We start from the raw sequence: 13,362 nt of genomic DNA on the forward strand, positions 1-13,362 counted from the left end.
GTGGGGGAGGCGGCAAAGGCCGCCCACTAAAATCACGCCCCATGAACTTCACCGACATGCTGCGCGGCGCCACGGCGCAGAACAACTCCCTGCTGTGCGTGGGTCTGGACCCCGAGCCCACCCGCTTCCCTGCGGGTATGCAGGGCGACCCGCGCAAGATCTATGACTTTTGCGCCGCCATCGTGGACGCCACGGCCGACCTGGTCTGCGCCTTCAAGCCCCAGATCGCCTACTTTGCCGCCCACAGCGCCGAAGACCAGCTGGAGCGCCTGATGCAGCACATGCGCGCCAATGCCCCCCAGGTGCCGGTGATCCTGGATGCCAAACGCGGCGACATCGGCTCCACCGCCGAGCAGTACGCCAAGGAGGCCTTCGAGCGCTATGGCGCCGATGCCGTCACGCTGTCGCCCTTCATGGGCTTTGACTCCATCGAGCCCTACCTGGCCTACCACGGCAAGGGCGCCTTCCTGCTGTGCCGCACCTCCAACCCGGGCGGGGACGACCTGCAGAACCAGCGTCTGGCCAGCATCGAAGGCCAGCCGCTCATGTACGAACATGTGGCCCGCCTGGCCCAAGGCCCCTGGAACAAGAACGGCCAGCTCGGCCTGGTGGTGGGCGCAACCTACCCACAAGAGATCGAGCGCGTGCGTGCCATTGCCCCCACGTTGCCCCTGCTGATCCCCGGTGTGGGCGCCCAGGGGGGCGACGCAGCCGCCACGGTGCGCGCCGGGCTGCGCAACGACGGCCCCATCATCGTGAACTCCTCGCGCGCCGTGTTGTACGCCTCCCAGGGTGCGGACTTTGCGGCCGCCGCCCGCACGGCCGCTCAGCACACCCGCGCGGTGCTCGAAGCCTCGCGCAGCCGCTAGCAGCGCCCCACGCGCAGCCCTCCCAGCCCCTCAGCCACACCGCACGCCCATGCAGCTCAAGTGGCTGGAGGACTTCATCGTGCTGGCGCAGGAGCGCAGCTTCACCCGGGCCGCCGAGCTGCGGCACGTGACACACCCCGCCTTTGGCCGCCGCATCCGCGCGCTGGAGGCCTGGGCGGGCACGCCGCTGGTCGAGCGGGGCGGGGGGCCTGTCACCCTCACGCCTGCGGGGCAGAGTTTTCTGGACACCGCCGGGCAGATGGTGCGCAACCTCACGCAGTCGCACGAGGAGCTGCAGAGTCTGGCCGGGCGCCAGGCCCGCACCGTGACACTGGCCACGGGCCGCACGCTGGCGCGCACCGTGGTGGCCGACTGGCTGGTGCGCCTGCAGCCCATCCTGCAGGGCGGCGAGCTGTGCATCCGCACGCGGGCACTGGCCGACACCGTGGCCATGCTGGAGCGCAGCGAGGCCGACTTCTCCCTCGTCTACCACCACCCCACACTCGCCGTGCGCCTGGATGCGCGCCAGTTCATGCATGTGACCGTGGCCTCGGACCGGCTGGTACCCGTGTCGCGCGCCACCGCGCAGGGGCAGGCACTGCACCGCTTCGGACCCGACGCTACGCGCGTGCCCTACCTGGCCTACGCCCCGCAGCTGGCGCTGGGCCGCCTGGTGGAAGACCACCTGGCCCAGAACCCGCACGCGCCCCGACTGCAGCGCGTGGTGGAATGCGACTCGGCCGACGCGCACTACGAATACGTGCAAAAGGGCCTGGGCGTGGCCTGGCTGCCCTGGTCCATGGTGTTTGCCGACTGCCAGGCACAGCGCATGGCGCTGGCAGGCGATGCGCGCATGGAGGTGCGGTTTGACGTGCGCCTGTACCGCCCCAAACGCCGCCTGGGCCCGCTGGCCGAGGCGCTGTGGAAGGCACTGGCGCAGCGCTGAACCTGGGCGGGTGCTCCCAGCCGGGCACAGGGTTTTCATCAGGGCATCGAACCGTATTGGCACTAACTGGTGCCACTTCAGCACCAGGCCAGCGGCTGGGGCTTCGCACAATCGGGCCACAACCCCCCGATCCACGACGAGGACCTCCCCATGCAACCCACACTTCCCCTGCGCCGCGCGGCACTCCTGTGCGGCCTGGCGCTGCTCGGCGCCACCCCTGCACTGGCGCAGGACACCTACCCCAGCAAGCCCATCACCATCGTCGTGGGCTACCCGCCCGGCGGCAGCACCGACCTGACCGCCCGCACCGTGGCCACCGAGCTGGGCAACAAGCTCGGCGTGCCGGTGGTGATCGAGAACGTGGGCGGCGCGGGCGGTGCCATCGGGGCGCAGAAGGTGGCCAGCAGTGCACCCGATGGCTACACGCTGCTGGTGGGCGCCAGCAACGAGATCGCCATCAACAAGCTGGTGACCAAGAAGGTGAAGTACGACATCAAGGACTTCACCGCCATCGGCCTGATTGCCTCGCAGCCGCTGGTGCTGGTGGCGTCCACGGGCACGGGCGTGAAGACCCTGGCCGAGTTCACGCAGAAGGTGTCCAAGAACCCCGGCAAGTTCAGCTACGGCAGCTCGGGCGTGGGCACCTCGCTGCACCTGGCGGGCGAGATGGTCAAGGAGCAGGGCAAGCTGTTCATGACGCACATCCCCTACCGGGGCGTGGCGCCGCTCACCAACGACCTGGTGGGCAACAACCTCGAATACGGCGTATTCGTGCTCTCCAGCGGCCTGCCGCACATCAAGAGCGGCAAGGTGATCGCCCTGGGCACCACCGAGGCCAAGCGCTCGGCCGTGACCCCCGACATCCCCGCACTGGCCGAAACGCCGCAGTACAAGAACGTGGACATCGGCACCTGGTTTGCGCTGATGGCGCCCGCCAACCTGCCCAAGCCCGTGTTCGACAAGCTCAAGAAAGCGCTGGCCGACAGCCTGCAGTCGCCCGACTTCAAGAAAAAGATGGAAGCCAGCGGCTCCACCGTGGCCGCCCCCACCGTGAACATCGACCAGTTCCTGGCGACCGAAGTGGCCAAGTACAAGAAGATTGTTGAATTCGCCAAGATCGAAGAATGAACCCCACCGACCTCGCCCCCACCGCCATGCCCCCCCTGGCGTTTGAACTGCCCGCCCCCGACATCAGCGCCTGGCGCGCGGGCAACACCGGCACCGAGGGCGTGTGGCATTTCGACTCGGGTCAACCCGGCCGCCACGTGATGATCAGCGCCCTGGTGCACGGCAACGAGCTGTGCGGCGCCTGGGCGCTCAAGGGCCTGCTCGACGCCGGTGTGCGCCCGCAGCAGGGCACGCTCACGCTCGCGTTCTGCAACCTTGACGCGTTCGACCGTTTCGACCCAGCCAACCACGATGCCTCGCGCTTCACCGATGAAGACCTCAACCGCCAGTGGCTGGATGAGCGCATCGATGCCCTTGATACCAACGAACGCCGCCGCGCCGCCGCGCTGCGCCCCTGGGTGACGCAGGCCGACTGGCTGCTCGACATCCACTCCATGCACGAGCCCTCGGCGCCGCTGCTGCTCACCGGCATCCAGCCGCGCAACCGGGCGCTGGCGCGTGCCATGCGCTCGCCCGAACACATCGTGGTGGACGCGGGCCACAAGGACGGCGTGCGCATGCGCGACTACGGCCGCTTTGGCCTGCCCGATGGAAACGGCGAAGGTGAGGGCGGCGACACCCGCTCGCTGCTCATCGAATGTGGCTTCCACGGCGACCCCGCCAGCCGCACGGTGGCGCAGGACCAGTGTGTGCGTTTCCTCGAACAGTCCGGTGTGCTGGACGCTGGCACCCTCGCGCAGCAGCTGCCCGGCTGGCGCCAGCCCGACGCCCCCCGCCAATGGGCGCTGGAGGTGACCGGCCCCGTGGTCGCCACCAGCAGCGCCTTCCGCTTTGTGGCGCCCTACACGGGGCTGGAGCTGTTTGAGCAGGCTGGCACAGTGATCGGTGACAACGATGGGGTGCCGGTGGCCACGCCCTACGACGGGTGCGTGCTGGTCATGCCCTCGGTGCGGCAGGCGCGCGCGGGCGTGACGGTGGTGCGGTTTGCGCGCCGCCAGGTGCTGTAGACCCGGCCCCAAGTCCTGTTCAAGGCAGCGCCTCGGATGCTATTACATTGATAGCTTAAAAGGCATGTCCATAGGGCGCAGAGGCCCATTTTTTATCAAAGAAAAGTGCCTCGCCGCTGCCACAGCGCTCACTGCGCGGCACGCGCCGCGTCGATGTGGGCCTTGACCCGCTGGGCCAGCGCGATGTCGCCCGGGGTGTCGGGGCTCCAGGCGTCCACCGGGCGGGGCAGTTCCTGCGCATCCACGGCGGTGTAGGCCACCACGCAGTGCGCCACATCCTCCAGTGGCGCGCCCTGCACGCCGCCGCTGCGCACCTCCACCGCCAGGCACATGCTGGAGTCGGAGGTGTAGGCCAGGCGCGCATGCACCTCCACCAGATCCCCTGGGCGAATGGGCCGCACAAAGTGGGCGCCGCCCACAAACTCGGTGACGCAAGCGCCCCGGGCCCAGGCGCTGGCACAGGCAAACCCGGCCTCGTCCACCCAGCGCAACACGGTGCCGCCCGCCACGCGGCCCGCCTGGGGCTGGGCACCTTGCGGGGCCAGAAATCGGAGGGTGATGGACTGCATGCCGAAGCTCCCGAGGAAAGGGTGAACTGGAATTATTCCCCAGCCACCCGGGTGCGCGTGTACCGCCGTGAAGGCACGACATGGTCGAAATTGACTTGAGTCAAAACCCTACTGCCCGTAGAAACCTACATTGCGTTACACACCACGCGGCCTGAGATCCCGTTCCGACGAAGGCCGCACCCCGTCGGCGGGTGCCGACACCCCGCCCGCTGAGGGTTTCCTATTGCCGCACGGCCCGCCCGTGCGCCCATTGCCATGTCACTTTTGCACCGGTTGAATCTGCTCGAAAAGTTCCTGATCCTGGGAACGCTGGGGCTCATGATGAGCGCCCTGCCCACCTACCTCACCGTCAGCGATTCGCTGCACGCCATCGGCCATGCGCGCCAGGAGGCACGCGGCGTGCCCCCCGTCCAGGCGCTCACCCGCCTGGTGCAGCACATGCAGGTGCACCGGGGCCTGTCGGTGGGCATGCTGGGGGGCGATGAGAGCCTGGCCGCGCGCCGACCTGCCGCACGCGACGCGGTGAACGCCGCGCTGTCCGATGTCACCGCCCGCTTTGCCGCCGCCCAGGTGCCCGCCGCCCAGATGGCCACCTGGACCCAGGCCCAGCAGACCTGGCGCACGCTGGAGCAGGCCGTGGGCGCGCGCAGCATCGAGCAGGCGCAGAGCACGGCGCAGCACACGCAGCTGATTGCCAGCCTGCTGCAGCTGAACGAAGCCCTGGTGCACGCCTATGGCCTGCAGATCGACCCCGAGGCCGACACCCATGCGCTGATCCAGGCATCGCTCGCCCAGGCGCCCATGCTGGGCGAAAAGCTGGGCATGCTGCGCGCCCAGGGCGCCAGCGCTTTGGGCAAACGCGAACTGACGCCCCAGGGCAAGGGCCAGCTGCTGGTGCTGCAGCAGCGCGTGGCCGAGCTGCAGGCCGACACCTTCCGCGGCCTGGACCGCGCCCTGCAGGGCAACCCCGACCTGCAGCGCGCGCTGGGCAGCAGCGTGCAGACGGTGCAGGGCCAGATCCAGCAGTCGCTGCAGATGGCTGAGCGCGACGTGATCAACGCCACCGAGCTGCAGCTCGCGTCCAAGGACTACTTCGACGCCTTCACCCGCACCATCGAGGCGCTGAACGCACTCAACAACCTGTCGATGGCGAGCCTGGACCAGGCGCTGCAGGCCCGCGTGTCCGACTTGCAACGTGGCCTGCTGTGGGTGGCGCTGGCCATGGTGCTCACGCTGTCGGCCACCAGCGCCATGGCCCTGGTGTTTGTGCGCTCCATGACCGGGCCGCTGTCGCAGGCCGTGGCGCTGTCGCGCGCCGTGGCGCAGGGCGACCTGAGCGGTGCGCCCATTGCCCATGGCACCAACGAAGTCGGCCAGCTGCTGCAGGCACTGCAGCAGATGCGCAGCCAGCTCACGCAGGTGGTGCGCCAGGTGCGCAGCGGGTCGGAGAGTGTGGCCACGGCCAGCGTGCAGATTGCACAGGGCAACACCGACCTGTCCGCCCGCACCGAAAGCCAGGCCAGTTCACTCGAAGAAACCGCTGCGTCGATGGAGCAGCTCAACGCCACCGTGCGCCAGAACGCCGACAGCGCCCAGCAGGCCAGCCAGCTCGCGGCCAGCGCCAGCACCGTGGCCACCCAGGGTGGCGAGGTGGTGGCGCAGGTGGTCCACACCATGCAGGGCATCAACGCCGCATCGCAGAAGATCTCGGACATCATCGGCGTGATCGACTCCATCGCCTTCCAGACCAACATCCTGGCGCTGAACGCAGCCGTGGAAGCGGCCCGCGCGGGCGAGCAGGGCCGGGGCTTTGCGGTGGTGGCCAGCGAAGTGCGCAGCCTGGCCGGGCGCAGTGCCGAGGCCGCGCGCGAGATCAAGGCCCTGATCAGCGCCAGCGTGGAGCGCGTGGAGCAGGGCACGGCCCTGGTGGACCGCGCCGGCAGCACCATGACCGAGGTGGTCGCGTCCATCCGCCGCGTGACCGACATCGTGGGCGAGATCAGCGCAGCCAGCCACGAACAGTCCCTGGGTGTGGCCCAGGTGGGCGAGGCCGTGACGCAGATGGACCAAGTCACGCAGCAGAACGCCGCCCTGGTCGAGGAGATGGCCGCCGCCGCCAGCAGCCTGCAGAACCAGGCCCAGGACCTGGTGCAGGTGGTGTCGGTGTTCCGCCTGGGGGGCGATGGCCGCCACAGCGGCAGCAGCGGTGGCGGCGCTGCAACGCTACGACTTCAATAGCTACCAAGGCATACTGGTCGCGCGCAAACGGCTATTTTTCTTGTAATTTTTCAGGCCTCCGGCGGGGCGATGCCCAGCGCATCCAGCTCCGCCGCCGTGAACACCCGCGAGCGGGTGTGGAAGGCCTTGCCCTCGGGCCCTTCGAGCGAGAACGTGCCACCCGTGCCATCGATCACATCGATGATGAGCTGCGTGTGTTTCCAGGTCTCGTACTGCGCGCGCCCGATATAGAACGGGCAGCCGCCGATGTCACCCAGGTACACGTCGCCCGCGCCCATGGTGATTTCACCCGGCAGGTAACAGTTGGCTGCGCTGTTGTCGCAGCAGCCACCCGACTGGTGGAACATCAGGTCGGGGCCGTGTTTGGATTGCAGGAAGGCCACCAACTCCAGCGCGGCGGGGGTGGCGATGACTTTTTGGACCATGGGATGTTTCCTTATCTAGGCAGAAGTCAAAAAGGGGATCTGTCGCCAGCCCCCTTTGCCTTCCTGTCTCCATCATCCCGCCCGTTCACGCTGAGCCTGTCGAAGCGCTGCGCAGGGCTTCGACAGGCTCAGCCCGAACGGTTCGGGGCTCTCAACGTGCGCAGACCTGCATCAGAAGAATCCGAGCTTGTTTTCCGAATACGAAACCAGCAGATTTTTCGTTTGCTGGTAGTGGTCCAGCATCATCTTGTGCGTCTCGCGCCCGATGCCCGACTCCTTGTAGCCACCAAACGCTGCGTGCGCAGGGTACGCGTGGTAGCAGTTGGTCCACACGCGACCGGCCTTGATCGCGCGACCCATGCGGTACGCCACATTGCCGTTGCGGCTCCACACACCGGCGCCCAGGCCATACAGCGTGTCGTTGGCAATCGCGAGGGCCTCGGCCTCGTCCTTGAAGGTGGTCACGGCCAGCACGGGGCCGAAGATTTCTTCCTGGAAGATGCGCATCTTGTTGTGGCCCTTGAACAGCGTGGGCTGCACGTAGTAGCCGCCTTCCAGGTCGCCGCCCAGGTGGGCCTGGCCGCCGCCAGCCAGCACTTCCGCGCCTTCCTGCTTGCCCAGGTCGAGGTAGCTCAGGATCTTGGTGAGCTGCTCCTTGCTGGCCTGCGCGCCCATCATGCTGTCGGTATCCAGCGGGTTCTGGTGCTTGATGGCGGCCACACGCTTCAAGACACGTTCCATGAATTTGTCGTAGATCGATTCCTGAATGAGTGCGCGGCTCGGGCAGGTGCAGACCTCGCCCTGGTTGAATGCAAACAGCACCAGGCCTTCGATGGCCTTGTCCAGAAACGCATCGTCCTTGTCCATCACGTCGGCAAAGAAGATGTTGGGGCTCTTGCCGCCCAGCTCCAGCGTGGCAGGGATCAGGTTGTTGGCGGCGGCCTGGGCGATCACGCGGCCGGTGCTGGTGGAGCCGGTGAAGGCAATCTTGGCGATGCGCTTGCTCTGCGCCAACGGCATGCCCGCCTCACGGCCGTAGCCGTTGACGATGTTGAGCACGCCGGGCGGCAGCAGGTCGGCAATCAACTCCACCAGGATGAGGATGGAGATGGGGGTGGACTCTGCAGGCTTGAGCACCACGCAGTTGCCCGCGCCCAGCGCTGGGGCCAGCTTCCACGCGGCCATCAGGATGGGGAAGTTCCACGGAATGATCTGGCCCACCACGCCCAGCGGCTCCTGGATGTGGTACGCCACGGTGTTCTCGTCGATGTTGCTCAAGGCGCCTTCTTGCGCACGCACGCAGCCCGCAAAGTAGCGGAAGTGGTCCACGGTGAGCGGAATGTCGGCGTTCAGCGTCTCGCGGATGGCCTTGCCGTTGTCCACGGTTTCGGCGTAGGCCAGGCGCTCCAGGTTTTCTTCGATGCGGTTGGCGATCTTGAGCAGGATGTTGGCGCGCGTGGCCGCATCGGTCTTGCCCCAGCTGTCGGCGGCGGCGTGGGCGGCGTCCAGTGCCAGTTCAATGTCTTCGGCCGTGGACCGCGCGGCCTGGGTGTAGACCTTGCCGCTCACGGGCGTGATGACATCAAAGTACTGGCCCTTGACGGGGGGCACGAATTTGCCGCCGATGAAGTTGTCGTACCGGGGCTTGTAGGTGATCTTGGCGCCAGCGGCGCCGGGGGCTGCGTAAACGGTCATGGTGTTTGTCTCCTGCGGTGGTTGTGTGCATCGGGCGGACTCGGTGGAGCCTGTCCGATGGCAACCCCTTACTCAAAACACATGCCAGCAGGCCACGGCGCGCGAGGTGTTGATTTCATTGGATTTTTTCGGTGGGCCAGGGCGTACACCTGTTGCAGCCACCCGCATCGCAGTGTGCCGGGCCGCGACACCTGTCACGAAATGGAACAGTTGGCACACCGCTTGCGCCCACACCCTTGCCCTGCGCCGACGAGCCCGCCATACTGGCCCACACACCACAAGCGGGCCGCCCTGAGCCCGCCCGGAGACAAAGCGTGCGCCCCAACACCTCCCCCGTCGCCCTGCGACAGGCCCGCCAGCACCTGCTGGACTCTGGCCAGTGCCCCAGCGGCCTGGTGGACGAGCGCCTGGCGCGCTCCTGGTCGCGCAGCATGGCGGCCGGCCTGCTGCCCACCGGGCGGCCCCAGGCCATCGACCACCCCAGCAGCGGCACGCTGCGCCAGGTGCTGGCCAGCAACCCCGAGCTGCTCGCGCATTCGCGGCCGGTGATGGAATACCTGTTCGAGCAAGTGCGCCACAGCCAGAGCGTGGTGGTGCTGGCCGACCGGCGCGGCATGCTCATGCACACGCTGGGCGACCCGCACTTTGTGGACAAGGCCGAGCGCGTGGCGCTGACCAGCGGTGCCTCCTGGCACGAGGCGCACCGGGGCACCAACGCCATCGGCACGGCGCTGGCCGAGTCCTGCGCGGTGGAGGTGCACGGCGGCGAGCATTTTCTGGAGCGCAACAACTTTCTCACCTGCGCAGCCTCACCCATCCTCTCGGCCACCGGCGAGCTGCTGGGCATCCTGGATATCTCGGGCGACTACCGCAACGGCCACGCCCACGCGCTGGGCCTGGTGAGCACGGCCGCCCGCATGATCGAAAACCGCCTGCTGGCGGCCACCTGCAAGCGCAACATCCGCCTGCACCTGCACAGCGCGCCCGAGGGCATTGGCAGCGTGGCCGAGGGCATCGTGGCCGTGTCGGCCGACGGCTGGATCGTGGGCGCCAACCGCGTGGCCCTGGCGCAGCTGGGCCTGCTTGCGGGCGACGTGGGCGCCACCTTGCTGGAGCGGGTGCTGGACGTGCGGACGGACGACCTGCTCTCGCACCACAAGCGCCGCCCCCAGCAGCCGCAGGCCTTGCGCACACTGCAAGGCGCCTTGCTGTTTGCACAGGTGCAGATGGACACCGCCTGGGTTGCCACGCCCACACGGCCCGCCGTTGCGACGACTGCTGCGCCCCAGCAAGACGCCCTGGCCCAGCTGGACACCGGCGACGCCCGCTGGCGCGCTGCCGCCGACAAGGCGCGCCGTGTGGTGGGCAAACCGATTGCGGTGCTGGTGCAGGGCGAGTCGGGCGTGGGCAAGGAGGTGTTTGCGCGCGCGCTGCACGCCAGCGGCCCGCGCCGCGATGCGCCGTTTGTGGCCATCAACTGCGCGGCCATCCCCGAGCACCTGATCGAATCCGAACTTTTCGGCCATGTGGCCGGTGCGTTCACCGGCGCGCGCAAGGAGGGCCACCTGGGCCGCCTGCGCGAGGCCCATGGCGGCACGCTCTTCCTCGACGAAATCGGCGACATGCCGCTGGCTCTGCAGACCCGCCTGCTGCGTGTGCTGCAAGAGCGCAGCGTGACGCCTGTGGGCGCCAGCAAGGCTGTGCCGGTGGACTTTGCGCTGGTCTGTGCCACGCACAACCAGCTCATGCAGGCGGCGGAGCAAGGGCGCTTTCGGCAAGACCTGTACTACCGCATCAACGGCCTCACGGTGCAGCTGCCCGCGCTGCGCGAGCGCAGCGACTTTGTGGCGCTGCTGCAGCGCCTGCTGGCCGACCTGGCGACGGAACAGGGGCTGGGTTTTGAGGTGCAGGTGGCGCCCGACCTGCTCGCCCGCCTGGCCACCTACCCCTGGCCTGGCAACCTGCGCCAGCTGGCCAATGTGCTGCGCACCGCCTGCGCCATGCTGGCCGAGGGCGAAGACACCCTGGGCTGGGAGCACATGCCGGACGACCTGGTGCAGGCGCTCACGGCCGCCCCAACGCCGACGCCTGCACAGACCGAAACCACCACGCCCCCGATCGCACTGAACCTGCAGCAACTCTCCCAGGCCGCCATCGACCAGGCCCTGCAGGCCGCACGCGGCAACATGTCGCAGGCGGCGCGCCAGCTGGGCATCAGCCGGCAGACGCTGTACCGCAAGCTGGGTGGGCGCACCACACATTAGCTACCAATTTGATAGCTAATGAGGCAATACCATCAGGCGGTAGCGGCCATTTTTTCTTGAAACGGCAACACCAGCCGCGCCCGCAGCCCCGCGCCCGGCGCGCTGTGCAGCTCCAGCCGCCCGCCATGGCTGCGTGCCACGCGCTCCACGATGGCCAGGCCCAGGCCTGCACCTGGCGGGCCGGTGCGCGCCGTTCCCCCACCGCGTGCAAAAGGCTGGCGCATGCGGTCGATGTCGTCTGCTCCGATGCCGGGGCCCTGGTCCTGCACCTCCAGCCACACGCTGTTGGCATCGGCCCCGGTGCGCAGCACCACGGGCGGCTGGCCGTGGCGCCAGGCGTTTTCCACCAGGTTGTCCAGCGCGCGGCGCAGGGCCTGGGGGCGCACGGGCACTTCGGGCAAGGCACCCAGCTCCAGCCGCACGGTGCGCCCATGGTCGGCCTGCGCCTCGGCCACGGCCTGGGCCAGGTCGTTGAGCGATGCGGGGGTGGGCGCCTCGGCCTCACCGCTTCGCGCGAACTGCAGGAACTGGCCCACGATGCCGTCCATCTCGTCGATGCTGCGCGCCATGCTGGCGGCCAGCGGCGCATCGACCTGCGCACCGGCAATCTCGACACCCAGGCGCAGCTTGGTCAGCGGGGTGCGCAGGTCGTGCGACACGCCCGCCAGCATCAGCGCGCGCTCGTGGTCGGCGGCGGCCAGGCTCTGCGCCATGTGGTTGAAGCTGCGGGCCACGGTGGCGATTTCTTCGGGGCCTGCTTCCGGCAGCACGGCAGGGGGCTGGCCCTGCGCCAGCTGGCGCGCGGCCCCCACCACCTGCGCCAGCGGGCGGTGGATGTGGCGCTGCAGCCACCACGCGCCCAGCAGCGCAAGCAGCATGCTGGCCAGCGTGGCGGCCAGCCAGGCGCCGGTGAAGGTGCGCGTGGGGAACACGCTGGGCAGGTTGAGCCAGTAGCTCTCGGGGCCATCGGCACCCGCGTGTTCCACACGCAGGGCCAGCATGCCGGCGCTGTCGCGGCGCCACAGGGGCTGGGGGGCGGTGGCGGCATCGTCTGCGCCCAGGCGGCGCGCCACGGCCCGCACAAACTGCCGCTCCATGGGCGAGAGCAGTGCGCGCCGCGCAGCGCTCTCGGGCGCCACGGGCGGGGTGGCCGCCACGGCCTGCTGGTTGAACGCATCGACAAACGCCGCCCGCTGCGCCGGGGGCAGCGCCTGCAGCCCCGCACGCAGCGCGGCCACGTTGCGGGCCACGCCATCGGCCACCAGCGCCACGCGGGGCTGGAAGATCATCTGCCGCACCAGCACGGCGGCCACCAGTTGGCCCAGCACGATGAGCGCGGCCATCAGCAGCAGGTTGCGCCCGAGCAGGCTGCGCGGCCAGAGCCCCCGGCGGGCGGTGGCGATGGGCGCCGTCATGGCTGCGCCCCTCCTGCGGGCGCGGCGCCGTCGGGCACAAACACATAGCCCACGCCCCACACGGTGCGGATGTGGCGTGGCTGCGCCGGGTCGGCCTCGATGATCTTGCGCAGCCGCATGATCTGCACGTCGATGCTGCGGTCGGTGGCGGCGTGGTCGGGCCCATAGGCCAGGGCCAGCAGCCGGTCGCGGCCCAGGGGGCGGTGGGGGTTCTGCGCCAGGGCCAGCAGCAGCGCGAATTCGCCGGTGGTCAGGGGCATGTCCTCCCCCCGGCGCTCCAGCCGCCGTTCGGAAGGCCACAGCACAAAGTCGCCAAACGCCAGGCGGCTCAACACGCCCTGCGGCCCGGTGTGCGCACCCAGCAGGCGCTGGCGCCGCACCATGGCCTGGATGCGTGCCAGCAGCTCGCGCGGGTTGAAGGGCTTGGGCAGGTAGTCGTCCGCGCCCATCTCCAGGCCCACGATGCGGTCCACCGGGTCGCCGCGCGCAGTGAGCATCAGGATGGGAATGGTCTCGCCCTGCGCACGCAGGCGGCGACAGATGGCCAGGCCATCCTCGCCCGGCATCATCACGTCGAGCACCAGCACATCAAAGCGCTCGCGCTGCAGCAGCGCATCGAGCGGGCCTGCGCCCTCGACGGTGCGCACGGTGTAGCCCTGGTCGCTCAGGTAGCGCTGCAGCAGGGCGCGCAGCTCGGGCTCGTCGTCGGCGACCAGGATCTTGGCGAGGGGGGCGGTCATGGGGGCGAAGGTTGGTGGCCAGGCAAGGTGCAGGCCCAGTCCCGATGGTACGGCGCACACCACCCG

At 68.9% G+C, this 13,362-nt stretch carries 11 protein-coding genes; 6 read left to right on the forward strand and 5 right to left on the reverse strand.

The genetic code is table 11. The features are described from left to right. Positions 1–41 precede the first annotated feature (41 nt). The 4 genes from pyrF (at position 42) to AC07Z7_RS13040 (ending at position 3,950) form a co-directional block, all read left to right on the forward strand. A complete protein-coding gene (gene pyrF / locus AC07Z7_RS13025; RefSeq protein WP_094289675.1) occupies positions 42–869 on the forward strand; it encodes an orotidine-5'-phosphate decarboxylase in 828 nt (275 codons plus the stop codon). Positions 870–918: 49 nt separating this feature from the next. Beyond that, the gene (locus AC07Z7_RS13030) at positions 919–1,815 is read left to right on the forward strand and encodes a LysR family transcriptional regulator (protein WP_252658008.1); all 897 of its coding nucleotides are present in this window, start codon (positions 919–921) and stop codon (positions 1,813–1,815) included. A gap of 150 nt (positions 1,816–1,965) precedes the next feature. Further along, the gene (locus tag AC07Z7_RS13035) at positions 1,966–2,943 is read left to right on the forward strand and encodes a Bug family tripartite tricarboxylate transporter substrate binding protein (protein WP_094290185.1); all 978 of its coding nucleotides are present in this window, start codon (positions 1,966–1,968) and stop codon (positions 2,941–2,943) included. Then, on the forward strand, positions 2,940–3,950 hold the full coding sequence (locus AC07Z7_RS13040) for a M14 family metallopeptidase (RefSeq protein WP_494766462.1): 1,011 nt from the start codon (positions 2,940–2,942) through the stop codon (positions 3,948–3,950). Before AC07Z7_RS13035 ends, AC07Z7_RS13040 begins: the two co-directional genes overlap by 4 nt. Positions 3,951–4,078: 128 nt before the next feature. On the opposite strand, the gene AC07Z7_RS13045 is transcribed toward AC07Z7_RS13040, so the two are convergent. Then, on the reverse strand, positions 4,079–4,519 hold the full coding sequence (locus AC07Z7_RS13045) for an acyl-CoA thioesterase (protein ID WP_094289681.1): 441 nt from the start codon (positions 4,517–4,519) through the stop codon (positions 4,079–4,081). A gap of 255 nt (positions 4,520–4,774) precedes the next feature. On the opposite strand from AC07Z7_RS13045, the gene AC07Z7_RS13050 reads away from it, so the two are divergent. Then, on the forward strand, positions 4,775–6,757 hold the full coding sequence (locus AC07Z7_RS13050) for a methyl-accepting chemotaxis protein (RefSeq protein ID WP_494766463.1): 1,983 nt from the start codon (positions 4,775–4,777) through the stop codon (positions 6,755–6,757). Positions 6,758–6,807: 50 nt separating this feature from the next. Here the strand turns inward: AC07Z7_RS13050 and AC07Z7_RS13055 are convergent, their stop codons facing one another. Together AC07Z7_RS13055 and exaC are read right to left on the reverse strand one after the other, a co-directional pair. After that, on the reverse strand, positions 6,808–7,182 hold the full coding sequence (locus AC07Z7_RS13055) for a DUF779 domain-containing protein (RefSeq protein ID WP_494766464.1): 375 nt from the start codon (positions 7,180–7,182) through the stop codon (positions 6,808–6,810). A 171-nt stretch (positions 7,183–7,353) separates the two neighbouring features. Beyond that, positions 7,354–8,877, reverse strand: coding sequence for an acetaldehyde dehydrogenase ExaC (exaC, locus tag AC07Z7_RS13060; protein ID WP_015016223.1), 1,524 nt, complete (start codon positions 8,875–8,877; stop codon positions 7,354–7,356). 314 nt (positions 8,878–9,191) lie between these two features. On the opposite strand from exaC, the gene AC07Z7_RS13065 reads away from it, so the two are divergent. After that, positions 9,192–11,141: a sigma-54-dependent Fis family transcriptional regulator gene (locus AC07Z7_RS13065; RefSeq protein WP_494766465.1), complete on the forward strand. Its 1,950-nt coding sequence runs from the start codon at positions 9,192–9,194 to the stop codon at positions 11,139–11,141. A 32-nt stretch (positions 11,142–11,173) separates the two neighbouring features. On the opposite strand, the gene AC07Z7_RS13070 is transcribed toward AC07Z7_RS13065, so the two are convergent. Both AC07Z7_RS13070 and ompR read right to left on the reverse strand, forming a co-directional pair. Beyond that, the gene (locus tag AC07Z7_RS13070) at positions 11,174–12,556 is read right to left on the reverse strand and encodes an ATP-binding protein (protein WP_494766466.1); all 1,383 of its coding nucleotides are present in this window, start codon (positions 12,554–12,556) and stop codon (positions 11,174–11,176) included. Further along, positions 12,553–13,296: an osmolarity response regulator transcription factor OmpR gene (gene ompR, locus AC07Z7_RS13075; protein ID WP_094289691.1), complete on the reverse strand. Its 744-nt coding sequence runs from the start codon at positions 13,294–13,296 to the stop codon at positions 12,553–12,555. The genes AC07Z7_RS13070 and ompR overlap by 4 nt, the downstream gene beginning before the upstream one ends. Positions 13,297–13,362: the final 66 nt, after the last annotated feature.

The sequence above is a fragment of the Acidovorax sp. GW101-11A03 genome (genome assembly GCF_059424825.1).

What these genes read in the sequence shown, in the direction of transcription:
- AC07Z7_RS13035 (WP_094290185.1), top strand. Translation starts at nt 1,966, where the DNA reads ATGCAACCCACACTTCCCCTGCGCCGCGCGGCACTCCTGTGCGGCCTG.
- ompR (WP_094289691.1), bottom strand. Translation starts at nt 13,296, where the DNA reads ATGACCGCCCCCCTCGCCAAGATCCTGGTCGCCGACGACGAGCCCGAG.
- AC07Z7_RS13040 (WP_494766462.1), top strand. Translation starts at nt 2,940, where the DNA reads ATGAACCCCACCGACCTCGCCCCCACCGCCATGCCCCCCCTGGCGTTT.
- AC07Z7_RS13050 (WP_494766463.1), top strand. Translation starts at nt 4,775, where the DNA reads ATGTCACTTTTGCACCGGTTGAATCTGCTCGAAAAGTTCCTGATCCTG.
- exaC (WP_015016223.1), bottom strand. Translation starts at nt 8,877, where the DNA reads ATGACCGTTTACGCAGCCCCCGGCGCCGCTGGCGCCAAGATCACCTAC.
- AC07Z7_RS13030 (WP_252658008.1), top strand. Translation starts at nt 919, where the DNA reads ATGCAGCTCAAGTGGCTGGAGGACTTCATCGTGCTGGCGCAGGAGCGC.
- AC07Z7_RS13070 (WP_494766466.1), bottom strand. Translation starts at nt 12,556, where the DNA reads ATGACGGCGCCCATCGCCACCGCCCGCCGGGGGCTCTGGCCGCGCAGC.
- AC07Z7_RS13055 (WP_494766464.1), bottom strand. Translation starts at nt 7,182, where the DNA reads ATGGTCCAAAAAGTCATCGCCACCCCCGCCGCGCTGGAGTTGGTGGCC.
- pyrF (WP_094289675.1), top strand. Translation starts at nt 42, where the DNA reads ATGAACTTCACCGACATGCTGCGCGGCGCCACGGCGCAGAACAACTCC.
- AC07Z7_RS13045 (WP_094289681.1), bottom strand. Translation starts at nt 4,519, where the DNA reads ATGCAGTCCATCACCCTCCGATTTCTGGCCCCGCAAGGTGCCCAGCCC.